Source organism: Devosia sp. (assembly GCF_017307495.1).
Taxonomy (GTDB): domain Bacteria; phylum Pseudomonadota; class Alphaproteobacteria; order Rhizobiales; family Devosiaceae; genus Devosia_A.
In genome coordinates this window covers 239800-264651 of record NZ_JAFKHE010000016.1, presented here as the reverse complement: position 1 = coordinate 264651, position 24852 = coordinate 239800, and the positions used below count along the sequence as shown (strand labels likewise).

Annotated in this window: 26 protein-coding genes; 17 read left to right on the top strand and 9 right to left on the bottom strand. The window is 66.7% G+C overall.

What is annotated here, in order from left to right:
• Positions 1–35 precede the first annotated feature (35 nt).
• From hemW to rph, 3 genes are read right to left on the bottom strand one after another with little or no spacing between them, the layout of a single operon-like run.
• Positions 36–1226, bottom strand: a complete 1191-nt coding sequence (gene hemW / locus J0I99_RS09240) for a radical SAM family heme chaperone HemW (protein WP_291397183.1) — start codon at positions 1224–1226, stop codon at positions 36–38.
• Positions 1216–1878: a non-canonical purine NTP pyrophosphatase gene (locus J0I99_RS09235; protein ID WP_291389807.1), complete on the bottom strand. Its 663-nt coding sequence runs from the start codon at positions 1876–1878 to the stop codon at positions 1216–1218. Before J0I99_RS09235 ends, hemW begins: the two co-directional genes overlap by 11 nt.
• Positions 1878–2591: a ribonuclease PH gene (rph, locus tag J0I99_RS09230; protein WP_291389806.1), complete on the bottom strand. Its 714-nt coding sequence runs from the start codon at positions 2589–2591 to the stop codon at positions 1878–1880. The genes J0I99_RS09235 and rph overlap by 1 nt, the downstream gene beginning before the upstream one ends.
• A gap of 109 nt (positions 2592–2700) precedes the next feature.
• Between rph and hrcA the strand changes: the two genes are divergently transcribed.
• Positions 2701–3786 carry a heat-inducible transcriptional repressor HrcA gene (hrcA, locus tag J0I99_RS09225; RefSeq protein WP_291389805.1) on the top strand — a complete coding sequence of 362 codons (1086 nt, stop codon included), beginning with the start codon at positions 2701–2703 and terminating at the stop codon, positions 3784–3786.
• Between the two features lie 90 nt (positions 3787–3876).
• Entirely contained in the window at positions 3877–4491 is a 615-nt protein-coding gene (gene grpE / locus J0I99_RS09220; protein ID WP_291397182.1) for a nucleotide exchange factor GrpE, read from the top strand.
• Between the two features lie 157 nt (positions 4492–4648).
• On the opposite strand, the gene J0I99_RS09215 is transcribed toward grpE, so the two are convergent.
• From J0I99_RS09215 to J0I99_RS09205, 3 genes are read right to left on the bottom strand one after another with little or no spacing between them, the layout of a single operon-like run.
• Positions 4649–4990, bottom strand: a complete 342-nt coding sequence (locus J0I99_RS09215) for a hypothetical protein (RefSeq protein ID WP_291397181.1) — start codon at positions 4988–4990, stop codon at positions 4649–4651.
• 7 nt (positions 4991–4997) lie between these two features.
• A complete protein-coding gene (gene pncA, locus J0I99_RS09210; RefSeq protein WP_291397180.1) occupies positions 4998–5630 on the bottom strand; it encodes a bifunctional nicotinamidase/pyrazinamidase in 633 nt (210 codons plus the stop codon).
• Positions 5631–5645: 15 nt separating this feature from the next.
• Positions 5646–6008 carry a hypothetical protein gene (locus tag J0I99_RS09205; RefSeq protein ID WP_291389801.1) on the bottom strand — a complete coding sequence of 121 codons (363 nt, stop codon included), beginning with the start codon at positions 6006–6008 and terminating at the stop codon, positions 5646–5648.
• 192 nt (positions 6009–6200) lie between these two features.
• On the opposite strand from J0I99_RS09205, the gene J0I99_RS09200 reads away from it, so the two are divergent.
• The 6 genes from J0I99_RS09200 (at position 6201) to J0I99_RS09175 (ending at position 12635) form a co-directional block, all read left to right on the top strand.
• On the top strand, positions 6201–6536 hold the full coding sequence (locus J0I99_RS09200) for a hypothetical protein (RefSeq protein ID WP_291397179.1): 336 nt from the start codon (positions 6201–6203) through the stop codon (positions 6534–6536).
• 248 nt (positions 6537–6784) lie between these two features.
• Entirely contained in the window at positions 6785–8692 is a 1908-nt protein-coding gene (gene dnaK / locus J0I99_RS09195; RefSeq protein WP_291389799.1) for a molecular chaperone DnaK, read from the top strand.
• Between the two features lie 267 nt (positions 8693–8959).
• Positions 8960–9991: an alpha/beta hydrolase gene (locus J0I99_RS09190; protein WP_291397178.1), complete on the top strand. Its 1032-nt coding sequence runs from the start codon at positions 8960–8962 to the stop codon at positions 9989–9991.
• Positions 9992–10155: 164 nt separating this feature from the next.
• Positions 10156–11283: a molecular chaperone DnaJ gene (dnaJ, locus tag J0I99_RS09185; RefSeq protein WP_291397177.1), complete on the top strand. Its 1128-nt coding sequence runs from the start codon at positions 10156–10158 to the stop codon at positions 11281–11283.
• A 164-nt stretch (positions 11284–11447) separates the two neighbouring features.
• Positions 11448–12023, top strand: coding sequence for an NADPH-dependent FMN reductase (locus J0I99_RS09180; RefSeq protein ID WP_291397176.1), 576 nt, complete (start codon positions 11448–11450; stop codon positions 12021–12023).
• Positions 12024–12635, top strand: a complete 612-nt coding sequence (locus J0I99_RS09175) for a histidine phosphatase family protein (RefSeq protein ID WP_291397175.1) — start codon at positions 12024–12026, stop codon at positions 12633–12635.
• Between the two features lie 168 nt (positions 12636–12803).
• Here the strand turns inward: J0I99_RS09175 and J0I99_RS09170 are convergent, their stop codons facing one another.
• Positions 12804–13712 carry an SMP-30/gluconolactonase/LRE family protein gene (locus J0I99_RS09170; protein ID WP_291397174.1) on the bottom strand — a complete coding sequence of 303 codons (909 nt, stop codon included), beginning with the start codon at positions 13710–13712 and terminating at the stop codon, positions 12804–12806.
• Between the two features lie 196 nt (positions 13713–13908).
• On the opposite strand from J0I99_RS09170, the gene J0I99_RS09165 reads away from it, so the two are divergent.
• The 6 genes from J0I99_RS09165 to J0I99_RS09140 all read left to right on the top strand — a co-directional run bounded on the left by J0I99_RS09165 (position 13909) and on the right by J0I99_RS09140 (position 20271).
• Positions 13909–15339 (top strand): HAMP domain-containing sensor histidine kinase, encoded by a 1431-nt coding sequence (locus tag J0I99_RS09165; protein WP_291389793.1) that lies wholly within the window; start codon positions 13909–13911, stop codon positions 15337–15339.
• Positions 15336–16007, top strand: coding sequence for a response regulator transcription factor (locus J0I99_RS09160; protein ID WP_291397173.1), 672 nt, complete (start codon positions 15336–15338; stop codon positions 16005–16007). Before J0I99_RS09165 ends, J0I99_RS09160 begins: the two co-directional genes overlap by 4 nt.
• A gap of 131 nt (positions 16008–16138) precedes the next feature.
• Positions 16139–16339 (top strand): hypothetical protein, encoded by a 201-nt coding sequence (locus tag J0I99_RS09155; RefSeq protein ID WP_291397172.1) that lies wholly within the window; start codon positions 16139–16141, stop codon positions 16337–16339.
• 117 nt (positions 16340–16456) lie between these two features.
• The gene (locus tag J0I99_RS09150) at positions 16457–18316 is read left to right on the top strand and encodes an adenine deaminase (RefSeq protein ID WP_291397171.1); all 1860 of its coding nucleotides are present in this window, start codon (positions 16457–16459) and stop codon (positions 18314–18316) included.
• 35 nt (positions 18317–18351) lie between these two features.
• Positions 18352–19668, top strand: coding sequence for a guanine deaminase (gene guaD / locus J0I99_RS09145; RefSeq protein ID WP_291397170.1), 1317 nt, complete (start codon positions 18352–18354; stop codon positions 19666–19668).
• Positions 19669–19701: 33 nt separating this feature from the next.
• Entirely contained in the window at positions 19702–20271 is a 570-nt protein-coding gene (locus J0I99_RS09140; protein ID WP_291397169.1) for a nucleoside 2-deoxyribosyltransferase, read from the top strand.
• A 105-nt stretch (positions 20272–20376) separates the two neighbouring features.
• On the opposite strand, the gene fabB is transcribed toward J0I99_RS09140, so the two are convergent.
• Both fabB and fabA read right to left on the bottom strand, forming a co-directional pair.
• The gene (fabB, locus tag J0I99_RS09135; protein ID WP_291397168.1) at positions 20377–21600 is read right to left on the bottom strand and encodes a beta-ketoacyl-ACP synthase I; all 1224 of its coding nucleotides are present in this window, start codon (positions 21598–21600) and stop codon (positions 20377–20379) included.
• Between the two features lie 23 nt (positions 21601–21623).
• On the bottom strand, positions 21624–22127 hold the full coding sequence (gene fabA / locus J0I99_RS09130; RefSeq protein ID WP_291394104.1) for a 3-hydroxyacyl-[acyl-carrier-protein] dehydratase FabA: 504 nt from the start codon (positions 22125–22127) through the stop codon (positions 21624–21626).
• Positions 22128–22285: 158 nt separating this feature from the next.
• On the opposite strand from fabA, the gene irrA reads away from it, so the two are divergent.
• The 3 genes from irrA to rirA all read left to right on the top strand — a co-directional run bounded on the left by irrA (position 22286) and on the right by rirA (position 24726).
• Positions 22286–22732 carry an iron response transcriptional regulator IrrA gene (irrA, locus tag J0I99_RS09125; RefSeq protein ID WP_291394105.1) on the top strand — a complete coding sequence of 149 codons (447 nt, stop codon included), beginning with the start codon at positions 22286–22288 and terminating at the stop codon, positions 22730–22732.
• A gap of 233 nt (positions 22733–22965) precedes the next feature.
• The gene (locus J0I99_RS09120) at positions 22966–24012 is read left to right on the top strand and encodes an aldo/keto reductase (protein WP_291394106.1); all 1047 of its coding nucleotides are present in this window, start codon (positions 22966–22968) and stop codon (positions 24010–24012) included.
• Between the two features lie 237 nt (positions 24013–24249).
• Positions 24250–24726 (top strand): iron-responsive transcriptional regulator RirA, encoded by a 477-nt coding sequence (rirA, locus tag J0I99_RS09115; RefSeq protein ID WP_291394107.1) that lies wholly within the window; start codon positions 24250–24252, stop codon positions 24724–24726.
• The last annotated feature ends 126 nt before the right edge of the window (positions 24727–24852 follow it).

Genomic DNA, 24852 nt, shown 5'->3' with positions numbered 1-24852 from the left:
GTCCGTGGATGGGCGTCGCCGGCAGAAAGGCGGGTTCAGGCGGCGAGGTCCGCCACGACTGCGTCCAGCACCGGCCAGCCCTTGTCGGTGACCCGAAGGAAACCGTTGGGCAGGGTCTCGACGAAGCCGATCGCCTTGAGCTCGTTGATCTGGCGCTCGGAAATGGCCCGGCCGGCGATGCGGTGGAAGCGGCGCGGATCGATGCCTTCGCGCAGGCGCAGGCCCATCACCAGCATTTCGTCGCCCTCTTCCTCCCAGGTGAGGATGTCGTCGGTCACGAGCCCATGACCGCGCGCCAGTACCTTCTTGTGCCAGTCGAACGGCATCTTCTCGGTGGCGGTGGCGTGGCGCTGGTTGTTGATCAGCAGCCGCCCATGCGCGCCCGGGCCGACGCCGACATACTCGCCGTAACGCCAGTAGATCAGGTTGTGCCGGCTCTCCTGCCCGGGGCGGGCATGGTTGGAGATCTCGTAGGCCGGCAAGCCGGCCTTGTGGGTCAGTTCCTGCGTCAGTTCGTAGAAATCGGCGCTCAACTCCTCGTCGGGCATCTTCAGCTTGCCGGCGCGGAACAGGTCGTAGTAGCGCGTGCCCATCTCGATGGTGAGCTGGTAGAGCGAGACGTGGCCGGCCTCGGCCAGCCACAGCGCTTCGGTCAGCTCGTCTTCCCAGTCGGCGAGCGTCTGCCGGGGGCGCGCGTAGATGAGATCGAAGCTCGAGCGCGGGAAGATCGACTGCGCCAGCCGCACGGCGGCGATCGCCTCGTCCACCGTGTGGCGTCGGCCGAGCTCGGCCAGCGGGCCTTCGCGCAGCGACTGCACGCCGAGCGATACGCGGTTGACCCCGGCATCGCGATAGCCGCGGAAGCGGTCCGCCTCGACCGAGGTCGGGTTGGCCTCGAGCGTGATCTCGACGCGCCTGTCGATGCTCCAGTGCTGGCCGATGGCGTCGAGGATGGCCCCGACCGAGCGCGGATCCATCAGCGACGGCGTGCCGCCGCCGAAGAAGATCGACTGCACCGTGCGCCCCGGCGTCTGGCGGGCGAAATAGGCCAGCTCCCTGGCATAGGCCTCGACATAGGCGGTCTCGTCGAATTGCCCACGATGGACGTGCGAGTTGAAATCGCAATAGGGGCACTTGGCGGCACAGAACGGCCAGTGGACATAGACCCCGAACAGCCCGTTCGAGCGCGGGTCGACGGAGTTGTGGCCCAGCGTTTCAGTGCTCAATGCCGCCTCCCAGGACGTCGTCGACGAACAGCGCGAAGGCCTTGGCGCGGTGCGACAGGCCGACCTTGCCGGGGGACCACGAATGCTTCATCTCGGGTGCCATCTCGCCGAAGGTGATGTCGTAGCCCTGCGGCATGAACACCGGATCGAAGCCGTGCCCGCGCTCGCCGCGCGGTGGCCAGACGATGGTGCCGTCGACGCGGCCGACATAGAGCTGGTCGCGTCCATCCGGATGCGCAAGGCACAGCGTGGCGTTGAACGAGCCGCGTCGCTCCGACGGCCCCTGCGCCCCGGCAGCCTGCAGCGCGTCCTCGACGCGGCGCATGCCCACCGAGAAGTCGCGGCCGTTGGCGGTCTCCGCCCAGTTGGCGGTGTAGACACCGGGCTGGCCACCCAGTGCATCGACGGCGAGGCCGGAATCGTCCGCCAGCGCGATGCAGTTGCTGGCCCTGGCCGCGGCGTGGGCCTTGATCCGGGCGTTGTCGATGAAGGTCGTCCCGGTCTCGTCCGGTTCGGGCAGGCCGAGCTCGCCGGCTGACACGATCTCGAGCCCGAAGCCGTCAAGCAGCTCCTTGAACTCCCTGAGCTTGCCCGCATTGTGAGTCGCCAGCACCAGTCGGTCGCCACGCCGCAATGTGAGCTTGCCGGCCATCAGGCGAGGGCCGCCTTCTGCAGGATCGTCAGGTCCGCAATGCCCTTCTCGGCGAGCGACATCAGCTGCTCGAGTTCCTCGCGGCTGAACGGCTCCTGCTCGGCCGTGCCCTGGATCTCGACGAACTTTCCACTGCCGGTGAGCACGAAATTGGCGTCGGTGTGGGCCTCGACGTCTTCCACGTAGTCGAGATCGAGCACCGGCGTGCCGCGATAGATGCCGCAGCTGATCGCCGCCACCGAATCACGCAACGGCTCGCCGCGGGTGAGGCTGCGGGCCTTGAGCCAGCCGATGGCGTCGGCCATGGCGACATAGGCGCCGGTGATCGCGGCGGTACGGGTGCCGCCATCGGCTTCGAGCACGTCGCAGTCGAGCGTGATCTGGTTCTCGCCCAGGGCTTCCATGTCGACCACCGCACGCAGCGAGCGGCCGATCAGGCGCTGGATTTCCTGGGTCCGGCCCGATTGCTTGCCGGCGGCGGCCTCGCGGCGGGTGCGCGTGTCGGTGGAGCGCGGCAGCATGCCGTATTCGGCGGTCACCCAGCCGAGGCCCGAGCCGCGGCGCCATGAGGGCAGGGTCGTCTCGACGGTGGCCGTGACATAGACGCGGGTGCCGCCGAAGCTGACGAGGCAGCTCCCTTCGGCCTTGGGGGAGACGTTGCGTTCGAGCGTCACGGCCCGCATCTGGTCTGGCTGGCGTCCGGAAGGGCGCATGTGGTCAAATCACCTGAAAAGTCATGTTAACCGCCTCTTAACCCTCGTACGGGCCGGGAACAAGGCGAGCCGGCTTGGCGTCGCACCGCTTTCGCCCTAAATGGTGAACATGCCCGATCGCAGCAAAGCCCCCGAAGACGTGCTCGCGGCGCTGAACGTCCGCAGCCAGGACATCTTCCGCAAGCTCGTCGAGCGCTATCTCGAGACCGGCAGTCCGGTGGCGTCGCGCGATCTCGCCCGCATGCTGAGCGTGGGCCTCAGTCCCGCCTCGGTGCGAAACGTCATGGCCGATCTCGAGGACCTCGGACTGATCGCCGCCCCGCACACCTCGGCCGGACGCCTGCCGACGCAGCAGGGCCTGCGCTTCTTCGTCGATGCCATGCTGGAAGTGGGCGCCGTCAACGAGGACGAGAAGGCCCAGATCGCCAAGCAGATGCACGGCCCGGCCCAGCACGGCCAGGTCGAGGACCTGCTCACCGAAGCGAGCCAGCTGCTCAGCGGACTGAGCCATGGCGCCGGCGTCGTGATCGCCACCAAGGCCGACCTGGTGCTCAAGCATATCGAGTTCATCCGGCTCGACGCCGAGCGGGCCATGGTGGTGCTGGTGGGCGAGGACGGTTCGGTCGAGAACCGCATCCTGCCGCTGCCGCCGGGACTTGCCGCCAGCGCGCTGACGCAGGCTTCGAACTACCTGGCGCATTTTGCCGTCGGCAAGACCATCGGCGAGACGATCAAGACCCTCAGGGCCCAGCGCAGCCAGACCCTCAGCGAACTCGACGAGTTGACCCACAGGCTGGTCGAGGCCGGGCTCGCGACCCTCACCGACAACGGCGCCGCCGCGCCGCCAACGGTGATCGTGCGCGGCCGTGCCAATCTTATCAACGACACCATGGCCTCCGAAGAGCTGATGCGCGTGCGCCAGCTGTTCGAGGAACTCGAGAGCCGCGACGGGTTGATCGAGCTGCTGGGCGATACCGAGCAGGCACAGGGGGTGAAGATCTTCATCGGCTCGGAGAACAAGCTGTTCTCGCTGTCGGGCAGCTCGGTGATCCTCTCCCCCTACAAGGACGCCAACCAGAAGGTCGTCGGCGTGCTCGGCGTCATCGGTCCGACGCGGCTCAACTATGCCCGCATCGTGCCGGTGGTCGACTATACCGCCAACGTCGTCTCGGCCATGATGGCGCGAAAGAGCTGAGGCCGGGGAACCTTTCCAAGGCTTGAATCTTCTCTCCTGTTGGCCGATATGCGGGGCAACGCGTGTAGCGACAAGCATTCAAGGTCAGGCATGAACGACGATACGACCAAGCCCGAGGACGACAAGGTTGCGCCGGCCGCCGAGGCCCAGACCAACGATTCCAATACGGTCGAGGGTACGGCAGCGGCCGATGTGGTGGAGACACTGAAGGCGGAGAATGCCGAACTTCGCGACAAGCTGCTCCGCACCGTGGCCGAGATGGAGAACCTGCGCAAGCGCACCGAGCGCGAGATCGCCGACACCCGCGCCTATGCCATCACCGGGTTCGCCCGCGACATGCTGACCGCGACTGATTCGCTCAGCCGCGCCCTGATGGTGTTGCCGGCCGAGGCCCGCGACACTGCCGACGGCGCGATGAAGTCGCTGATCGAGGGCATCGAGATGACCGAGCGCGAGATGCAGCGGCTGCTCGCCAAGCACGGCGTCAGGCCTATCGAGGCGGAAGGCCAGAAGTTCGACCCGCACAAGCACGAGGCGATGTTCGAGGTCCCCGATCCGACCCGTCCGGAAGGCACGGTGGTGCAGGTGGTGCAGGCCGGCTTCGCCATCGGCGACCGCGTGCTGCGTCCCGCCATGGTCGGCGTCGCCAAGGGTGGCGGTGCCAAAGGCCAGCCGGCAGAGGGCGGCGTCGACAAGAGCGCATAAGCGCAGCCCGTAACGACACGAAAGGCGCCCTGCTCCAGCGGCGCCTTTTTGTTGACCGCGGGTTCTGGAGACGGTCTCCAAACCCGCTGTCATCCCCGCGCAAGCGGGCAGCCCGCTTTCGCGGCAATGACCCGGTGGCTGGGAGACCGGATGCGCTCTACTGCGCCAAATCGGGGCAGGCGGTCACGTCGTATTTGGCGCCGGGCTGGCCCATTTCGGCCACCACGCGGTTGTCGTAGTCGTCGCGGATGGCGCTGATCGCGGCTTCGTCCCTGCCTTCCGACTGCAGCATCAGCTCGGCGCGGCTGCCCAGATTCTCGGACCAGGCCTCGTACTGGTCGCCTTCGGCGTCGTTGCCGGCATCGTAGGCGTCGGCGCTCAGCCAGTAGAGGGCGCTGCCGCACCAGAGCAGGCGGTCGACGGCCGGGGACAGCTCCTCGGCTTGGGCGGTCCGGCCCAGCGCGGCGAACAGCAGCAGCCCCAGTGTGATGCTCCGCATCTTTCCCTCAGGCGATGTCGCCGGCGACGATCCGCTCGACCCCGGCCGCCGCCATGTCGGCCCAGGCCCGGGCCAGCGAGCCGCCGGTATCGATGGCGCGACAGGCATCCTCGATGACATAGGTCTCGAAGCCGGCGTTGGCGGCATCCACCGCTGTCCAGTTGACGCAGAAGTCGGTGGCGAGCCCGGCGACGAACAGGCGCCTGAAGCCGCGCTCTCTGAGGTACCCCTCGAGTCCGGTGCGGGTCTTGCGGTCGGCCTCGCGGAAGCCCGAATAGGAATCGACGACGTCGTGATAGCCCTTGCGGATGATCATTTCGGCATGCGGCAGCTCGATCTCGGCCGAGAACTCGGCGCCATGCGTGCCCTGAACGCAGTGGTCCGGCCAGAGCACCTGCGGTCCGTAGGGCAGTTCGATGACGTCGTAGGGCTTGGTGCCGGGATGGCTCGAGGCGAACGAGATATGCCCGTCCGGATGCCAGTCCTGGGTCATGGCCACGTGCTTGAACTGGCGCCCGAGGCGGTTGACGAGGAGGATGATCTCGTCGCCGCCGGCCACGGCGAGCGCACCGCCGGGCAGGAAATCGTACTGCAGGTCGACCACGAGCAGCAGGTCGTCGGAGCGGGGAGTGAAAGCCATGCGGGTCTTGTCTTCTTACTGGCCGATCAGGGCCGAACAATCCTGGAATGAATATGGTGGGTCCTCGCCTGTGCGGGCGGAACCGTTGACGATGCGGCTGACGGACTCTTCGAGCCGGCTGCGGTATTCGGCCAGCGCCTGGTCGGAATAGCCTGCCTCGAGATAGATCGGGATGGCGCGGTCGATCAGAGCCTCCCCGCCGCGCTGGAACACGGCGGCAGCCGCGAGCTTTTCCGGCGTGGCGTCGGCGGGGGCGTCGTGCGTCATCACCTCGAATGCGGTGCCGCACCACATGTCCATCTGCGCCTCGGCCGGAACCTGCTGCGCCACGGCGGCGACCGGCAGGAGGACCATTGCGTAGGCGAGGAACCTCTTCATGTATCGTTCCCTGGGCGGCAAACACGTTCCTTAGACCACGAGGCGGGACCCGGCGACAAGCCGCGCGGGCGCCGCAGGCGTGCGGGAAGGTTTGACTAACTACGCCCTCAGGCGGCCTTTGAGCCTTATGCGCGTAAAATGGTAGGGAAAGCCCGGCAATCGCAGAAGCGGTTGCGATCACTGGGGGCTACCATGAAACATGTGATGCTGGGCGGCGCCGCCGCCTTGATGCTGGCCGCACTGCCCGGCGCAGCGCTGGCCGAGGACCTGAAATTCGTCCTCACCAACTCCTCCTCCTACGCGGTCAAGAGCTTCTACACCTCGCCCGCCGACATCGACAATTGGGAAGAGGACGTGTTCGGCGAGAACTACCTGCCGGCCGGCAACTACGTGACGGTGACCATCGGCGATGGTCGCGAACAGTGCGTCTACGACATGAAGTTCGTGCTCGAGGACGATTCGGAATTCGTCGAGAAGGGCATCGATCTGTGTGCGCTCGGCGAATACACGCTGTCGGACTCGCAGTAAGCGGCTGACGACACCAGGGTGCGGCCCCGCTGCACCCTGCGGACACGCCGCCTCAGGCTGGTGCCCAGCGCTCGCGCTTTCGTGACAATATGTCCGAACGGCGCTTGCAGCGCCAAAACCCCCCTCCTATATAGCCCTCAAGGCCCGGTGACGGGTCAATTTCAGCAAGGGAATCCGAACCCCGTGAGGGACAAGAGAGACTGCCGCGAGGGGTTTCAAACGGGTTCGCCAGGAAAGAGGCAGTAGGTATGGGTAAAGTCATCGGTATCGACCTCGGTACGACCAATAGCTGCGTCGCGGTCATGGACGGCAGCGCCCCTAAGGTTATCGAGAACGCGGAAGGCGCGCGCACGACGCCGTCGATGGTGGCCTTCAGCAAGGACGGCGAACGTCTCGTCGGCCAGCCGGCCAAGCGTCAGGCCGTCACCAATCCGGAAGGCACGCTGTTTGCGGTCAAGCGTCTCATTGGCCGCCGCTACAACGACCCCATGGTCGAAAAGGACAAGGGCCTCGTCCCCTTCAAGATCGTCAACGCCGACAACGGCGACGCCTGGGTGCAGGTGGACGGCAAGAAGTACTCGCCGTCCGAAGTGTCGGCGATGATCCTGACCAAGATGAAGGAAACCGCCGAGTCCTATCTCGGTGAGTCGGTCACCCAGGCGGTGATCACGGTTCCGGCGTACTTCAACGATTCGCAGCGTCAGGCCACCAAGGATGCCGGCAGGATCGCCGGCCTCGAGGTCCTGCGCATCATCAACGAGCCGACGGCCGCGGCGCTCGCCTACGGCCTCGACAAGAAGAACACCGGCACGATCGCGGTCTATGACCTCGGCGGCGGTACGTTCGACATCTCGGTGCTCGAGATCGGCGACGGCGTGTTCGAGGTGAAATCCACCAACGGCGATACGTTCCTGGGCGGCGAAGACTTCGACATGCGCCTCGTCGACTACCTTGCCGACGAGTTCAAGAAGGACCAGGGCATCGACCTGCGCAGCGACAAGCTCGCGCTGCAGCGCCTGAAGGAAGCGGCGGAAAAGGCCAAGATCGAGCTCTCGAGCTCGACCCAGACCGAAATCAACCTGCCCTTCATCACCGCGGACGCCTCGGGCCCCAAGCACCTGACGCTCAAGCTCACCCGGGCCAAGCTCGAGGCGCTGGTCGACGACCTGATCCAGAAGACGGTCGAGCCGTGCAAGCAGGCCCTCAAGGATGCCGGCGTCACGGCAGCGCAGATCGACGAAGTCGTTCTCGTGGGCGGCATGACCCGCATGCCCAAGGTCGTCGAGACGGTGAAGGCCTTCTTCGGCAAGGAACCGCACAAGGGCGTGAACCCTGACGAAGTCGTGGCCATGGGCGCCGCCATCCAGGCCGGCGTGCTGCAGGGCGACGTCAAGGACGTGCTGCTGCTCGACGTGACCCCGCTGTCGCTCGGCATCGAGACGCTGGGTGGCGTGTTCACCCGCCTGATCGACCGCAACACCACGATCCCGACCAAGAAGAGTCAGACCTTCTCGACCGCCGAGGACAACCAGAGCGCGGTGACCATCCGCGTGTTCCAGGGCGAGCGCGAAATGGCAGCCAACAACAAGCTGCTCGGCAACTTCGACCTCGCCGGCATTCCGCCGGCCCCGCGCGGCGTGCCGCAGATCGAGGTGACCTTCGACATCGATGCCAACGGCATCGTGCAGGTCTCGGCCAAGGACAAGGGCACCGGCAAGGAGCAGCAGATCCGCATCCAGGCCTCGGGTGGCCTAAGCGACGCCGACATCGAGCGCATGGTCAAGGAAGCCGAGGCGAATGCCGAAGCCGACAAGAAGAAGCGCGACGCTGTCGAAGCCAAGAACCAGGCCGAATCGCTGATCCACTCGACCGAGAAGTCGCTGAAGGACTATGGCGACAAGGTCTCGGCCGAGGAGAAGGGCGCCATCGAGACGGCGATTGCCGACCTCAAGGGCGTGATCGAAGGCGACGATGCCGAGGTGATCAAGGAAAAGACCGCGACGCTGGCGGAGGCTTCGATGAAGCTGGGCGAGGCCATGTACAAGGCGTCGCAGGCCGAGGCCGAGGCCAAGGCGGCCGGTTCGGACCAGGGCAAGGACGACGACGTCGTCGACGCCGAGTTCGAGGAAGTCCCGGACGACAAGAAGTCGGCCTAAGCTCTTCGAGGTGAAATGCGAGGCCCGGCAGCCGTGCCGGGCCTTTTCGTTTTCCGCGGCTCGGCTCAAGTCGGGCAGTCGTCACTATCTGACATGCGTCATGCTCTTCCAAATCCCGCCGCAAGGCGGCCCCAATGTCTTCACATCGCGCGCTAGAGTGGGGAGCGTTGAGACGTGGATGCGGCAACTGCCGGCAGCAGTGCATCCGTTGAGGTCGAGGGTCCAGGCCACGGACCCGAGGCCGGGGTGGCGACGAAAGGGTTCTGGATGTCATCGGTAGAGGTGCGGCGGCTCGCGCAGAACAGCGAGTCCGATGCGTCGACGTCACTGGAGCGTCCGGCGGACCGGCTCGATGCCGACATGCGGCATGTGCTGGGCGTGCTTGAAGCGATGGGCGGCAAGCGCATCGAAGCGTGCACTTCGCCCGAGGCCCGGGCCCTGCCGACGCTCGACATGGCGTTGCGGCGGATCCTGCGCGACCACGTCGACGACATGGGCGTGAGCATGGAGATGCGGCTCGTTTCCGGCCATGGCGGCGACGTCCGGGCTCGCATCTACGTGCCGCAGAACGACCTCGCCACCGCCGCGCGGCCGATGATCCTGTTCCTGCACGGCGGCTTCTTCGTCCTCGGCGACGTCGACAATTTCGATGCGAGTCCGCGAGCGCTCGCGGCGCGGACCGGCGCCGTGGTCGTCTCGGCGCACTACCGGCAGGCGCCCGAGCACCGCTTCCCTGCCGCACACGAGGACGCCTGGGCCGCCTGGCAATGGTTGCTCGAACATGCGGAATCGCTCGGCGGCGATCCCAAGCGAGCCGCTGTCGTCGGTGAAGGCTCGGGCGCCAACCTCGCGGTCAATGTCGCGCTGCGGGCCAAGGCCGAGGGCAAGCCGATGCCGCTGCACCTGGGGCTCGTGACCCCGATGGCGGCGATGCTGTTCGACCTGCCCTCGCACAAGCACAACGCCGCCACCTTCCCCTACAGCACCGCGACGCTCGAATGGGCGGCGCGGAAACTGTTCCGCAGCAAGGATGACGCGCACGATCCGCGCATGAACATCGCCGGCCGGCTCGACCTCGACGGCTTGCCGCCGGCGACCGTGATCCTTGCCGATGCCGATCCGCTGCGGTCCGAGGGCGAAGCATTGGCCGACGCCATGCGACGTTCCGGCGTGTGGGTCGACGAGACCCTCTACGAGGGCGTCACGCACGGCTTCTTCGGGCTCTACCGCGTGGTCAACAAGGCGATGTTCGCTCATGGCCAGCTCAGCCGGAACCTGGTCGCCGCATTCGGGGGCTGAGCCTCGTCAGCCACCGCGGTGGATAAGCCACACCCGGGCGCTTCGTCGAACGTCATACGTCCGATAGCATTGAAGCAGTCCGCACCTATGGTAAGAGCGCAACGCAGTACTTATCTAGCCGGAATGCCTGGGACGGGGCACTGGGCAGCTGGGATCGAGACGGATTGGCCAAACGCGACTTTTATGAAGTGCTCGGTGTACCCAAGGGCGCCGACGAAGCGGTGCTGAAAGGCGCCTACCGCAAGCTTGCGATGCAGTTCCACCCGGACCGCAATCCGGGCAATGCCGAAGCCGAGCACAAGTTCAAGGAAATCTCCGAAGCCTACGACACGCTGAAGGATCCCCAGAAGCGGGCGGCCTACGACCGCTTCGGGCACGCTGCGTTCGAGAATGGCGGCGGGCGCGGCCCGGCCGGTTTCGGGCCGGAATTCACCTCCTCGATGTCCGACATCTTCGAGGACATTTTCGGCGACTTCATGGGTGGGCGGGGCGGCCGCGGCGGGCAGTCGCGCCTGCGCGGCTCGGACCTGCGCTACAATCTCGAGATTTCGCTGGAAGAGGCCTTCACCGGCCGCACCGTCGATATCGACGTGCCGACACTCGCCAGCTGCACCACCTGCGACGGCTCGGGCGCCAAGCCCGGCACCGGCATGTCGACCTGCCGGCACTGCAACGGCCAGGGCAAGGTGCGCGCGGCGCAAGGCTTTTTCACCATCGAGCGGACCTGTCCGATCTGCAACGGGCGCGGCCAGATCCTCGAGCAGGCCTGCACCGATTGTGGTGGCCAGGGCCGGCGCCAGCAGAACCGCACGCTCAGCGTCGACATCCCCAAGGGCATCGAGGACGGCACCCGCATCCGGCTCGCCAACGAGGGCGAGGCCGGTCTGCGCGGCGGGCCGCCGGGCGACCTCTACATCTTCATCTCGATCAAGCCGCACGACCTGTTCCAGCGCGACGGCGCCGATCTCTATGCCCGCGTCCCCATCGCCATGACCACGGCGGCGCTGGGCGGCGAGTTCGAGGTGCCGACGCTCGATGCGGCCCGCGCCCGGGTCAAGGTCTCGAACGGTACCCAGCCCGGCCAGCGCGTCCGCTTGAAGGGCAAGGGCATGCCGATCCTTCGTTCCAAGGATTTCGGCGACCTCTACGTCCAGCTCGACGTCGAGACGCCGCAGAACCTTTCGAAGCGCCAGCGCGAGCTGCTCGAGGAGTTCGAAAAGGAATCGACCCGCGAGAACTCCCCGACCAGCGAGGGGTTCTTCGCCAAGCTCAAGAGCATCTTCGAGGGCTGAGCCCTCACCCGTCTCGGCCTTCGGCCGATCCACCCTCTCCCCGACGGGGAGAGGAACAGGGATGATCACCGACGGAGCAGGAGTCTACTTCCGTCGGAGGGTGGCGCGTAGCGCTGGATGCGGGTCCTTCCACCAGCCCCCGCAAATCGGCTAGCGTCCGCGCCATGACCGACACCACCTCCCCCAAGAAGACCGCCATCACCATTTGCGGCTCGCTCCGCAAGGACTCGATCAACGCGAAGCTGCGCCGGCACATGTCGCAGAAGCTGCGCGAAGCCGGTGTCGAGGTCACCGACCTCGACCTCGCCGATTTCGAGATGCCGATGTTCAACCAGGACATCGAGGACGCCGGCGAGACGCCGGAGGCGGCGAAGCGGCTGGCGGACATGTTCCGTACCTACGACATCGTCCTCATCATTTCGCCCGAGTACAATGGCGGGGTCACGCCCCTGATTGCCAACGTGATCTCGTGGGTCAGTCGCGAGAAGCCGAACCCGTTCAAGCATGCGATCTTCGGCATCGGTGGGCTGAGCGACGGCAAGTACGCCACCATTTTCGCGCTGTCGCACCTGCGCGACACGCTGAGCAAGATTGGCGCGCTGGTCGTTCCGACCCTGCTCGGCCTCGGCCCCTATCCCGACGTGCTCGACGAGAACGACGAGCCGATCGAAGGCAACATCAAGTGGAAGGTCGGCCAGATGGTGCGCGAGCTGACCCATTTCTCGCGCGGCGGCATCTGAGTGAGTTACGCACTCTACGTCACCCACCCGCAGGTCGTGCAGAACCCCAGCGTCCCGGTGCCGCGCTGGGGCCTTTCCGAACTCGGGCGTGCGCGAGCGGAACGATTCGCGAACCACGGGCTCGTCCGGCGCTCGAGCCGCATCGTCTCAAGCCCGGAAACCAAGGCTCTCGAGCTCGCCGCGATTCTTGCGGCACCGTCTCGGCTGCCTGTGGAGAGCGGGGATAACTTCGCCGAAAACGATCGCGCCAGTACCGGCTATGTCGGCTCCGAAAGGTTCGAGCAGCTGGCCGATGCCTTCTTTGCCGCGCCCGACCGGTCCGCCGAGGGTTGGGAAACGGCGCTCGACGCGCAGAAGCGGATCGTCGCCGCTTTCGCGACCACCCTCGCAGCTCATGATCTGGCGCAGCCCATCGTCTTTGCTGGTCACGGCGCCGTGGGCACGCTGCTCAAGTGCCATCTCGGCAGGCGCGCCATCGCCCGCTCGGAGGACCAGCGCCGCATCGGCAACCCGGGCGGCGGCAATGTCTACGTGATCCGCCTCGCCGACCGCGCGCTGCTCACCGACTGGATCGCAATGGAAGAGGTGCCCGAAACGGTGGCGGGCCTGTAGCCCCGTCCCTCAGGCGGCCCGTTGCTCCGCCGCATCCGGGGGAAGCGGCGGAAGTTCTGCGCCCGCACGAGCCGCAGCGGTTCTGAGGGGGCCGGAATCGCCCCCCTCAACCGTACGTCCATGAACGCCCCCCGCCACAGGCGAGGGGTCGGGTGGGGCAATGCCGCCTTACTGCAACGCCACCGGGTAGGCGTAGAACGTGCCCGGATCCTCGTTGCCGCCCATCTTGGAGAATTTGGACTCGAGCACCCACAGGGTGGAGCCGTTCTTGGTCACGGCGACCGGCATGTCCCAGCCGCCCTCCTCGACCACCTTTATATTGGCGGTATCACCGTCGAAGGTCACGGCGCTGACGCGGCCGGCGGCGTTCTCGGCCAGATACAGCACGCCGTCGTCGCCGAAGCGCATGCCGTCGGGGCCCTTGATCTCCTGGCTGAGGGTGAGTTCGGTGAGCGCCCCGGCGCTGCCGTCGGCATTCATCGCCAGCCGGAACAGCTTGTTGGTCGACACGCCGTTGAGATAGAGCGCGCCATCGGGGGCGAAGCTCAGGCCGTCGACGCTGGCGAGCGCCTCATCCTTGACCAGTACCTCGGCACTGGAGGCGCCCGGCGCCACCTTAAACACCTGGCTGCCGGCCGTATCGGCAATAAAGGCGGTGCCATCGGCGGCGGTGGCGATGTCGTTACAGAACGTGCCGTCGCCGAGCGGGACGGTGGTCTTGAGCGCGCCCGAACTCAGCTCGTAGCTGCGCAGGATCGAGCCCTTGCCGGCGCCGCTGAACAGCGCCAGGTCGGAATAGCAGGCCCACAGGTTGCCGTTCTTCTCGTCCGCATAGACCCCGAGCACGGCGGCCGGTCCGTCGGTCGCCGGCGCGATCCAGCTTTCGGCGGTGGTGGCGCCCGGGGCCGCCTTGTAGATCTGCCCGGTGCCGACACTGCCGACAATCAGGGTGCCGTCGGCGGTGGAGGTCAGGCTTTCGGGGAAGATTCCCTTGTCACCGATCTGCACCTTGTCGGCGGCGACCGCCGCTCCGCCGAACGTGGCCAGCAAGAGGCCCGAGGCGAGAATCATCCGCATTCTACTCTCCCATTTCCGATTAGGGCGACAGACTGCCACCAACCGGCAATGGAGCCGGCAATGCTCGGTATTGGTCGCGCCTCTGGCGAGGGCGACGCCGCTTCCCGGTTCCGCCAATGCCGGCCATTGCGGCCGGGGGCTTTGCTTCGCCCCACCCCCCGAATAGACATGCTCGCATGGACGGGGAACTCAGATCGTGACGGTGCGGGGGCGGATTGTCGGGCTTGGGCTGGCCAGCCTTGCCGCGCTGGTCGCGATGATTGCCGTCATGGCCTACGGGCTGTCCCTCGCCGATCACTACGTCAAGCGCGTCGACGCGGTGCACCGGCGCTTCGAGGCGATTGCCGAGCTCGACGGGCGCATCAACGCCTATGGCAAGGAAGTCGCCTCGGTGCTGCTGCTGGGGCGTACCAGCATGCCGAACGTGCAGAATGCGCGCATCGGCATGGAGCGTACCTTCGCGCGCCTGACCCGCGCCACCCGCGACGAACTCGCGGCCCTCGACAGCCGGACTATGGAATCGGAGATGATCGAGCTCGAGGACGTGCGCCGCATGATCGAGCTCTATCATGCCATCGACATGTCGGCCGCCCGTGCGCTGGCCGCGTCGCGCGATGGCGATGCTGCGCAGGCCACCGAACTCTATGGTCGCGAGGTCGCTTTCCGTCTCGCCAACGAGCTGCAGCCACTGGTCGACAGCGCGCTGACCGACGAGCGCAACGAGGTGGCGACGGAACTGGCCGCCGTGCAGCGCGACCAATCCACCGTCGTCATGCTGGCGGGCGCGCTCGCGCTGGTGTCCGCGGCGGTGCTCGGCGGCCTCGGGCTGCTGCTCCACCGCTCCATCCGTCGCTCGGATGCACGGCTCGAAGCCGAGATCGCCGACCGCACCAGCGAATTGACCGCCGCCAATGCGCGACTGAGGGCCGTCGACGTCAAGCGCACCCAGTTCCTTGCCGACGTCAGCCACGAGCTGCGCACGCCACTCACCGTGCTGCGCGGCGAGGCCGACGTGGCGCTGCGCGGCAAGGCGTCCGGACCGGAGCTGATGTCGGCGCTCGAGCGTATCCGCGGCCAGTCGGTCGAGCTCTCCAGCCTGCTCGACGACCTCATCGCCTACGCCCGCAGCGACGCCGAAAGCCAGCAGCACCACCCGGCTGTGCTCAAGCTCGAGGACATCGTCGCCGCTGCCGTGGCCGAAGGCCAGGTCCTCGCCGAACCGCGCGAAGTGGCCGTGGTTACCGCGCTTGGCGATGGCGGGGCCCGGGTCGATGCCGATTTCCGTCGCCTCAGGCAGGCGCTGATGATCGGCCTCGACAACGCGGTCAAGCACTCACCGCCCGGCAGCCGCATCACCGTTACGACCAGCCGTGCGGGCGACAGGGTCGGCATCGCCATCGCCGACCAGGGCTCGGGCATCAGCGAGGAGGATCGGCTGCACGTGTTCGAGAGGTTCTATCGCGGCAGCAAGGAAGGCGAGCTGATGAACCAGGGTCTCGGCATCGGCCTGGCCATCGCACGCGACATCATCGAGCGGCATCATGGCACGATCGGGCTCGAGAACGGCCCCGAGGGCGGAGCGGTGCTGGCGATTACCCTCCCGGTGGCGGCGGAGCAGCGGCCATGAAGATCCTTGTCGTCGAGGACGACCGCCGCATCGCTTCGTTCCTCGAGCGCGGGCTGACGGCCGAAGGCTACCAGGTCAGCGTCGAGCACGACGGGCGGGATGGGCTCGAGCGGGCGCGGCAGGGCGATTTCGACATCGTCATCCTCGATCGCATGCTGCCCTATGTCGACGGACTGGAGATCGCCCGGCTGCTGCGCGAGGAACGGGCCAGCGCGATGATCCTGATGCTGACCGCCAAGGACAGCCTGAGCGACAAGATCGAGGGGCTGAAGGGCGGCGCCGACGACTACCTGACCAAGCCCTTTGCCTTCGACGAACTGCTCGCCCGGCTGCTGGCGCTCGGCCGCCGCCGCGGCGAGGCGGGCCAGGAAACCACCCTGCGCAGCGGCCCGCTGCTGCTCGACCCGCTCTCGCGGCGCGTGACGCGCGACGGGGCACCGATCACCCTCACGGTGCGCGAGTTCGACCTGTTGCGCTACCTCATGGCCAATGCCGGCAAGGTGGTGAGCCGCGAGCGGCTGCTCAACAGCGTCTGGGAATACGGCTACGACCCCGGCACCAAGATCGTCGACGTCTACGTGCGCTACCTGCGCGCCAAGATCGATGCCGAGGGCCAGCCCTCGCTGATCGAGACGGTGCGCGGCGTCGGCTACATGATGGCGCCCTGATCCTCGCCGCGATGATCGGCGGGGGGAGGAAGGGGGACGATCGCTTCTCTCCATATTCTAACCGAATGCTCAATCGCATCTAACGTCTGAGACTTAGCCTGAGCGGGCTGACAGACGACGAGATTGGTGCGATGTCCGACGAACTATGGCCGGCAATCAAGGTGGAGCGGTTCCTTGACGAGTCGCCGAGGCAGTACGAGGCCCGCCGCGCCGAGATCGTCTCCATCATCACCGGCTTTCGCAATGGCCGCTACGAAGGCGCGCTCGCGGAGCGGATGGAAGAGCGGCTGATCGCGCTGCAGGACGGGTTGCTGCTGCCGGTCGCGGCCTAGCACCGCTGACTGGCGGGAACGGAGCGGTGGGAGGCGCCCTATCCAAGATCCGCGACCATTGCGCCGACTGTCGTAAACCGCTTTACTAAAGCCGTTGCGTCAGCCGGAAACCGATCGATGAAGCTCCCCGACGACCTGATCCTCAACCCTGAGGATGAAGTTGCCCTGCGCCAACACCTGACGCTGGTAGCGCTGGCCAGGCGCCCGGCTGACCTGCTGATCGAGGTGGGGCGGATGCTGGCCGTGCACTCGCGGCATTGGCTCGAGGACTACGAGATCGTCATCTCCGGCCGGCGCATCGCCTATGTCGGACCGCGCGGCAGTTATCGCGGCGACGTGAAGGCGCGGGTGAGCTATCCGAACCTCAGCGCCGTGCCCGGCTTCGGCGAAGTGCACAAGCATATCGAATCGACCCACATCACGCCGGAGTACGAAGCGGCGCTCGTCGTGCCGCGCGGAAACACCTGGACCTGCGAGGCGAGCCATGAGTTCGCCAACGTCAATGGGCCCAAGAACCAGGAGTTCTGGCAGAAGTCGCGCCTTGCCGGCTCGCCGCTGAAGATCTTCATCCAGCCGGGCTCGGCCGTGCCGCCGAGCGCCTGGGAAGAGTCCGGCGGCTACTATGGCTACGAGGAGCAGGCCGGGTTCCTCGACAACGACATGGGCACGGTCAGCCTCGACGAGGTGATGGACTGGCCCTCGGTGTGGAACCCCGAAAATCCGGGCTATATCCGCATGTGGGGCATGATCGGTGCAACGATGGAAAAGCGCGGCGTCGTCGAGGGGCACGGCTCCGGCCTGATCGACCCGCACGATCTCTCGGCTTTCGCGGCGGCCGGCATCTCGTCGGACCACGAGGTCTGGGCCTTCGAGGAGGCCTGGCAGCGCCTGAGCCACGGCATCTTCACCGAGCTCCGCCCGTTCTCCTATGACGTCATAATGCCCCAGCTGATCGAGCGGCTTGAGGACTGGCAGAACGTTGCCTTCACCACCGACGACCGCTCGGCCACCGAGACGCTGGAGAAGGGCGCCTCGGACTACAATGTCCGGCTTGCCATCGAATACGGGCTGGCGCCCGAGATCGCCATCCAGTGCGCCACCATCAACCCGGCCCGGCACATGCGGATCGACCAGTGGGTCGGCTCGATCGCGCCGGGGCGCTATGCCGACATAGTATTGCTCGACGACGTGAAGACGCTGTCGATCCGGCACGTCTATGCCGACGGCCAGCTGATGTCGGATGGCACGCGCTTCATCGGCCCGCTGCCCAAGATCGATTGGCCGGACTGGGCGCGAAGGACCATGAATGTGGGGCGGACGCTCAGGGCATCCGACTTCGCCATCAAGGCGGCGCCGGGACGTGAGACCATGCAGGCGGCGGTGCTCAGGCCCTTCCACTGGAACGAGGATTTCTGGGTGCGCACCCTGCCCGTCGCCGATGGCGAGGTGCAGCGCGACACCGATGCCTTGATCACCAAATGGGCGCTGATCGATCGCTATCGCGGCGATGGCGCGGTGGCGAAGATGTTCTGGGCCGGCTGCGGGCCGGTGGACGAGGACACGGCGCTGTGCTCCTCGGTGGCGCATGACAGCCACAATGTCTGGTGCGTCGGCTCGTCCGACGCGGCCATGGCCATGGCGGTCAACCGGCTGCAGGAGATCGATGGCGGCTGGGTGCTGGTGCACCGGGGCGAGATCCTCGCCGAGATGCGCTTCGAGATCGGCGGGCTGATGACGGCCCGCCCGGCCGAGGCCTATGACGCCGACATGCAGGCGTTCTACGCCGCGGCGGCCAAGGTGGAGTGGATGTATCTGAGCGGCGGCGACAACCTGTGGAAGCCCGGCTTCCCCGAGCACTTGAAGTTCGCGACGCTCACCTGCTCGCCCTGGCGCTGGGTGCTGGTCGCGCCGTCCGAGGCCTGCCCCGAGGGTTTTGTGAACGTGCAGACCGGCGAGCAGCACGCGGTGGTCTGGTGACGGGCCTGCGTGGACGCGCTATCCGGGGCCATTTCGTGCACGCGCCCGACCGGGGCGCGGTGGAAGTGCTTGAGGATGCGGTTGTTTTCGTCGGCGAAGACGGGCGCATCGAGCGCATCGCGCCGGCGCGCGATGGAGTGCCGGAGGGCACGCTGGACCTGCCGCCCGACCGGCTGGTGATCCCCGGCTTCGTCGACCTGCATGTGCATGCCCCGCAATATCCGCAGCTGGGCCTCGCGCTCGACGAGCCGCTCGAGGTCTGGCTGGGCAAGTACACCTTCCCGCTCGAGGCCAGGTACGCCGATCTCGACTTCGCCCGCGAGGCCTATGGCAGGCTGGTGAAGGACCTGCTGGCCGGCGGCACGACCACGGCGCTCTACTTCGCTACCGTGCATAGGCAAGCCACTGAACTGCTTGCAGGAATTTGTCTGAACCTGGGCCAGCGGGCGCTGGTCGGCAAGGTGGTGATGGACCTTGCCGAGAGCTGCCCGGACGACTATCGCGATGCCTCGCCCGCGGCGGCGATCGCCGACAGCCGTGCCGTGATCGAGGCGATCCGGGCGCTGCCCGACAATGATCGCGTGCTGCCGGTGATCACCCCGCGCTTCATCCCGTCCTGCAGCGACGAGGCGCTGGCCGGGCTCGGCGCGTTGGTCGCCGAATGCGCCTGCCACGTGCAGACCCATTGCTCGGAGAGCAACTGGGCGCATGGCTATGCCATTGACAGATATGGAAAAACGGATACCGAGGCACTGGACGGCTTCGGGCTGCTGACGCGCAACACCGTGCTGGCGCATTCGGTGTTCCTGACCGACAGCGACATGGACAGGGTCCGGTCGCGCGGCGCCGGCGTGGCGCATTGCGCGCTCTCCAATGCCTATTTCGGCAATGCGGTGTTTCCGCTGCGCAAGGCGCTGGAGAGGGGCCTCAATGTCGGGCTCGGTACCGATATTTCCGGCGGCCCGTCGGCCTCGATGCTGGAGGCGGCGCGGATGACGGTGGCGGTGTCCCGCATGCTGCAGGATGGCGTCGATCCCGACGATTCACGTGAAACGCGGGGCCGGCCAGAGTCGCGGATCGACCTGTTGACGGCCTTCCACCTCGCCACGGCCGGTGGCGGCATTGCGCTCGATCTCGACATCGGACTTTTCCGCCCCGGCTACTATTTCGACGCGCTGATTATAGACGCTGCGGCGGAGGCGGGGACAATCCGCCTGTTCGGCGCACAACCGGCTGATCGGATTGAGCAAATCCTCTATACGGCGATCCGTCCCAATATCGCGGCGACCTATGTCGGCGGGGACCTTGTGGCCCACAACCACGAAAGCGCCGCCGCTCTGCCACGGACCTGAACGGGTCCTGTCAGTCTGTTCAGGAGTGTGAACGTGCCCAAATCCGTCTATCTCGCCGGCCCCGAGGTCTTCCTGCCCAACGCGCGCGAAATCCTCGACCTGAAGATCGCGCTGACGCGCGAGGCCGGGCTGGTGCCGGTGTCGCCGGGCGATCTCGAGTTCCCCAGGACCAACTCCAGATGGGAGCTGGGCCTCGCCATCAGCGCCATCGACGAGCAGTTGATGCACTCGGCCGACGCGATCATCGCCAACCTGACCCCGTTCCGCGGCATCGCGGCCGACACCGGCACGTGCTTCGAGCTCGGCTTCATGTGCGCGCAGAACAAGCCGGCCTTTGCCTACACCAATGTGCGGGCGGATCATGGCGAGCGCACGCGGGCACATTTCGGCGGCGAGTGGTACGCCGATGCCGAGGGCAAGCCGCGCGGGCCGGATCACATCCTGATCGAGGACCTGGGTTTCGTCGACAACCTGATGATGCACGGTGGGGTGGTGAACCGGGGCGGCGAAGTGGTGGTGGGCGATGCGCCGGCGGGTCAGGAGTTGACGGACATGACGGCGTTCAAGCGCGTGCTGGCGGTAGCCGCGAAGGCGCTTGGGTAGTTGGGCCCCTCCCCGGAGGGGAGCGGGTCGGGGCGGGGGCCATCGGCGATCGCCAAACCACCCCCTCCCTCGATCCCTCCCCTCAAGGGGGAGGGAGGTCGCCGCTCACGCGTCGGGGTGCTGGAACACGAGCGTGGCGTTGGTGCCGCCGAAGCCGAAGCTGTTGGAGAGCGCGATGCCGATATCGACGTTGTCGCGGCGCTGCCGGAGGATCGGCATGTCGGCGAAGGCCGGGTCCAGTTCCTCGATATTGGCGCTTTCGCACAGGAACCGGTTGCGCATCATCAGGATGCAGTAGATCGATTCCTGGACGCCGGTGGCGCCGAGCGAATGGCCGGTCAGCGACTTGGTGGCCGAGATCGGCGGGCACGCTTCGCCGGAGCCGAACACGGTGCGGATCGCTTCCATTTCCCTGAGGTCGCCGACCGGGGTCGAGGTGGCGTGCGGGTTGATGTAGTCGACCTTGCCCTTCACGGTCTCGAGCGCCTGCTGCATGCAGCGGATGGCGCCTTCGCCCGAGGGCGCGACCATGTCGTAGCCGTCCGAGGTTGCGCCGTAGCCGACGAGTTCGGCATAGATGGTCGCGCCGCGCGCCTTGGCATGCTCGAGCTCCTCGAGCACCAGCACGCCGGCGCCGCCGGCGATGACGAAGCCGTCGCGCTTGCTGTCATAGGCGCGCGAAGCCTTCTCGGGCGTCGCGTTGAAGTCGGTGGACATCGCGCCCATGGCGTCGAACAGGTTGCTGAGCGACCAGTCGAGATCCTCGTGGCCGCCGGCGAAGACGATGTCCTGCTTGCCCCACTGGATCTGCTCGTAGCCGGCGCCGATGCAATGCTTGGACGTCGCGCAGGCCGAGCTGATCGTATAGTTCACGCCCTTGATGCCGAACGGCGTGGCCAGCGTCGCCGAGGCGGTCGAGCTCATCGCCTTGGGCACGGCGAGCGGTCCGATGCGCTTGGGGCCCTTCTCGCGGGTGATGTCGGCGGCCTCGACCACGGTACGGGTCGACGGGCCGCCCGAGCCCATGATGATGCCGGTGCGCGGGTTCTGGATGTCTTTCTCTTCGAGCCCGGAATTGGCGATCGCCTCCTGCATGGCGATGTAGTTCCAGGCCGCGCCCTTGCCCATGAAGCGGGTGGTGCGGCGGTCGAGCACCTCGAACGGATCGAGCTTGGGCGCGCCATGCACCTGGCAGCGGAAGTTGAGGTCCGCATAGTCCTGGGCGAACACGATGCCGGGCTTGGCCTCCCTGAGGCTGACCAGCACCTCATCGAGATTGTTGCCGATCGAGGAAACGATCCCCATCCCGGTTACGACGACACGTCTCATGCTGGAATCCCCCGGCGCGCTGGTCAGGTGAAGAGGCCGACCCGAAGGCCGGACATCTCATATATGATCTGGCCGTCGGCTTTCACCCAGCCATCGGCGATGCCAAGCACCAGCTTGGACTTCATCACCCGTTTCAGGTCGATGCCATACTCGACGAGTTTGACATCATTGGTGATCTGGCCGGAAAATTTCACCTCGCCGCAGCCGAGCGCACGCCCCTTGCCGGGCGAACCGTCCCAGCACAGGTAGAAGCCGAGCATCTGCCACACCGCGTCGACGCCGAGGCACCCCGGCATCACCGGGTCGCCGATGAAGTGGCACTGGAAGAACCACAGGTCCGGATTGACGTCGAGTTCGGCGCGCACCAGGCCCTTGCCATGGGCGCCGCCTTCGCGGCTGATCTGGGTGATGCGATTGAACATCAGCATTGGCGGGGCCGGGAGCTGGGCGTAGCCGGGGCCGAAAAGCTCGCCTTTGCCGCTCTGAATCAGCTCGTCGTAACCGTACGCGTTCTTCCGATCCGTCATGGGCCGCGGCTTTCTCCATCGGTCAGCTGGGGTTCGTTACTAGAGAGCGTGCGACAGGGGGTCAAGCGGCGCGCTCCCGCGACCGAGCGCCGCTTGTGCCCGATCCTGCCAAAAGTTATAAGCTCTGAACTTGATAGGGCCTGTCACCAAAGGACCAGATGACCGACCGCAGCCTGATTAGCCGTCCCGTTCCGTCTCGACGCCCGTGCCTGACGGCGGTGCTGCGCATGGCCGGCCTTCGCCCGACGCGGCAGCGCGTTGCCCTGGCCGAGCTGCTGTTCAGCGGCACGCACCGGCATGTCAGCGCCGAGCAGCTGCACGCCGAGGCGCACAGCTCCAACGTCAACGTGTCGCTGGCGACGATCTACAACAGCCTGCACCAGTTCCGCGAGGCGGGCCTGTTGCGCGAAGTCGCGATCGACGCCTCGCGCTCCTATTTCGACACCGACACCTCGGACCACCATCACTTCTACCTCGAGGACGAGCAGCGGGTGATCGACATCCCCTCCTCGGCGATCGTGATCCAGAACCTGCCGCAGCCGCCCAAGGGCATGAACATCACGCATGTCGACGTGGTGGTGCGGGTCAGGAAGAGCCGCGGATAGGCCACCCCGCCGGGCCTGCCAGTGCGGCGCGGCCCGCGCCGGCGCCGACCGAACGCGATATCCAGGCAGCGATCAGCCCCCCGGCAGACGCCGGCTGATCCGGGCTGGCCCTGCCATTCGGGGTGGGGTCGTCCGGCGCGCGATCATGTCGCCGCATCGGCCAATGGACCCACTCCCCTTATGCGTCGTCCCGGTCTAGGGTCCGCCCGAAGAAGAGCCATGCGGAGGGAATCATGGATTATCGCCTGCTGGGCCGCTCCGGCCTCAAGGTCTCGGCGCTTTCGATCGGCACCGTCACGTTCGGCAATGACGGGCTGTGGGGGGCGACCGAACTCAAGGACGCGCAGCGCCAGATCGACCTCTGCCTCGACCACGGCGTCAACCTGATCGACACGGCCAACGTCTACAACGCCGGCAAGTCGGAGGAAATCCTCGGCGCCGCGCTGGTCGATGGCCGCCGCGACCGCCTGCTCATCTCGTCCAAGGTGCGCTTTTCGACCGGCCCGGGCCCGAACGATCGCGGCCTCAGCCGCTGGCACATCATCCGCCAGGCCGAGGCCTCGCTGAAGCGCATGAAGACCGATGTCATCGACATCTACCACGTGCACGAGTGGGACGGGCAGACGCCGCTCGAAGAGACCATGGAGGCGCTCGACACCCTGATCAAGCAGGGCAAGGTGCGCTATGCGGCCTGCTCCAACTATTCCGCCTGGCACCTGATGAAGGCGCTCGCCATCGCCGACGCCGCGCACCAGCAGCGCTTCGTCGCCCAGCAGATCCACTACACCCTCCAGGCCCGCGAGGCCGAGTACGAGCTGATCCCGCTCGCCCTCGACCAGGGCGTGTCGCTGCTCATCTGGTCGCCGCTCGGCGGCGGCTGGCTGTCGGGCAAGTATACCCGCAACTCGAAGCCCGACAGCGGCCGGCAGGTCACCGGCTTCCGCGAGCCGCCCATCTACGACTGGGACAAGCTGTGGGACATCGTCGATGTGATCAACGAGGTCGCCGCCGCGCATGGCGTGTCCGGGGCCCAAGTGTCGCTGGCCTGGCTGCTGCAGCGGCCTGCGGTCGCCTCGGTCATCATCGGCGGGCGCACCACGGCGCAGTTCGAGGACAACCTCAAGGCGGCCGAGCTGAAGCTGACGGCCGACGAGGTCAAGCGGCTCGACAAGGTCAGCCAGCCCAACCTGCTGTATCCGTACTGGCACCAGAGTTTTACCGCGCGCGATCGCCTCGGCGAAGCCGACCTGGCGCTGCACCGGCCCTATCTGGCCGACTGAGCGGGCCGACGCTCTCGGCCTTTCGCATGGACTTGCCCCGTGCGTCCGGACCGCGCGGGGCAAACGGCATGCAAATGCGCTGCGTTATCCTGAACGGGTCGCTCAACTTTGCTTGACGTAGTTTGGAACTGTTATAGGTTGGGCCCGCCGCCATGGCGCGGCCGGGCTTGTTCCCGGCCTTGGCCCGCGCCCGGCGCCGCAGGGTGGAGCCGCATTCCGCCCGCACCGGAGCCCCTGATGCGACTGACCCGCCAATCCAACTACGCCATCCGCACCCTCATCTATTGCGCGGTGAACGATCCCGGTCTGAGCCGCGTGGCCGACATTGCCCGGGCGCACGGCATTTCCGAGCTGTTCCTGTTCAAGCTGATCAAGCCCTTGGTCGAGAACGGCCTGCTCGAGACCGTGCGCGGGCGCCGCGGCGGCATCAGGCTCGGCCGCCCGGCCGAGGAGATCACCCTGCTCGACACCGTCCGCCTCACCGAGGAGAGCTTCTCGATGGCCGAGTGCTTCGAGGACGCCGACGTGACCTGCCCGCTGGTCGACAGCTGCGATGTCAATGCCGCACTGCGCGAAGCGCTGGGCGCCTTCTTCAACGTGCTCGACAGCCACACCATCGCCGACCTTGCCAGTAAGCGCCGCTCGCTGCGCCAGCGCCTCGGCCTGAGCTTCGACGAGATGGAGCCGGTGCTGGCGGCCCAGGCCGCCCACTGAGCCAGCTCGCCAGGGCCGCCGCTCGCATCCCGAGTGGGTGGCGAAAGTCGGGACATGGCAATGGGCAAGACGGATGCCGGACCGACTCCAGAAGTCCGGCACCCGCCCTCTTCACCGCACACATCC

Excerpts from the sequence above, each read along its gene's own strand:
- J0I99_RS09235 (WP_291389807.1), bottom strand. The coding sequence starts at position 1,878 with ATGGCCGGCAAGCTCACATTGCGGCGTGGCGACCGACTGGTGCTGGCG.
- rph (WP_291389806.1), bottom strand. The coding sequence starts at position 2,591 with ATGCGCCCTTCCGGACGCCAGCCAGACCAGATGCGGGCCGTGACGCTC.
- hrcA (WP_291389805.1), top strand. The coding sequence starts at position 2,701 with ATGCCCGATCGCAGCAAAGCCCCCGAAGACGTGCTCGCGGCGCTGAAC.
- grpE (WP_291397182.1), top strand. The coding sequence starts at position 3,877 with ATGAACGACGATACGACCAAGCCCGAGGACGACAAGGTTGCGCCGGCC.
- J0I99_RS09215 (WP_291397181.1), bottom strand. The coding sequence starts at position 4,990 with ATGCGGAGCATCACACTGGGGCTGCTGCTGTTCGCCGCGCTGGGCCGG.
- pncA (WP_291397180.1), bottom strand. The coding sequence starts at position 5,630 with ATGGCTTTCACTCCCCGCTCCGACGACCTGCTGCTCGTGGTCGACCTG.
- J0I99_RS09205 (WP_291389801.1), bottom strand. The coding sequence starts at position 6,008 with ATGAAGAGGTTCCTCGCCTACGCAATGGTCCTCCTGCCGGTCGCCGCC.
- J0I99_RS09200 (WP_291397179.1), top strand. The coding sequence starts at position 6,201 with ATGAAACATGTGATGCTGGGCGGCGCCGCCGCCTTGATGCTGGCCGCA.
- dnaK (WP_291389799.1), top strand. The coding sequence starts at position 6,785 with ATGGGTAAAGTCATCGGTATCGACCTCGGTACGACCAATAGCTGCGTC.
- J0I99_RS09190 (WP_291397178.1), top strand. The coding sequence starts at position 8,960 with ATGTCATCGGTAGAGGTGCGGCGGCTCGCGCAGAACAGCGAGTCCGAT.
- J0I99_RS09180 (WP_291397176.1), top strand. The coding sequence starts at position 11,448 with ATGACCGACACCACCTCCCCCAAGAAGACCGCCATCACCATTTGCGGC.
- J0I99_RS09170 (WP_291397174.1), bottom strand. The coding sequence starts at position 13,712 with ATGCGGATGATTCTCGCCTCGGGCCTCTTGCTGGCCACGTTCGGCGGA.
- J0I99_RS09160 (WP_291397173.1), top strand. The coding sequence starts at position 15,336 with ATGAAGATCCTTGTCGTCGAGGACGACCGCCGCATCGCTTCGTTCCTC.
- J0I99_RS09155 (WP_291397172.1), top strand. The coding sequence starts at position 16,139 with ATGTCCGACGAACTATGGCCGGCAATCAAGGTGGAGCGGTTCCTTGAC.
- J0I99_RS09150 (WP_291397171.1), top strand. The coding sequence starts at position 16,457 with ATGAAGCTCCCCGACGACCTGATCCTCAACCCTGAGGATGAAGTTGCC.
- fabB (WP_291397168.1), bottom strand. The coding sequence starts at position 21,600 with ATGAGACGTGTCGTCGTAACCGGGATGGGGATCGTTTCCTCGATCGGC.
- fabA (WP_291394104.1), bottom strand. The coding sequence starts at position 22,127 with ATGACGGATCGGAAGAACGCGTACGGTTACGACGAGCTGATTCAGAGC.
- irrA (WP_291394105.1), top strand. The coding sequence starts at position 22,286 with ATGACCGACCGCAGCCTGATTAGCCGTCCCGTTCCGTCTCGACGCCCG.
- J0I99_RS09120 (WP_291394106.1), top strand. The coding sequence starts at position 22,966 with ATGGATTATCGCCTGCTGGGCCGCTCCGGCCTCAAGGTCTCGGCGCTT.
- rirA (WP_291394107.1), top strand. The coding sequence starts at position 24,250 with ATGCGACTGACCCGCCAATCCAACTACGCCATCCGCACCCTCATCTAT.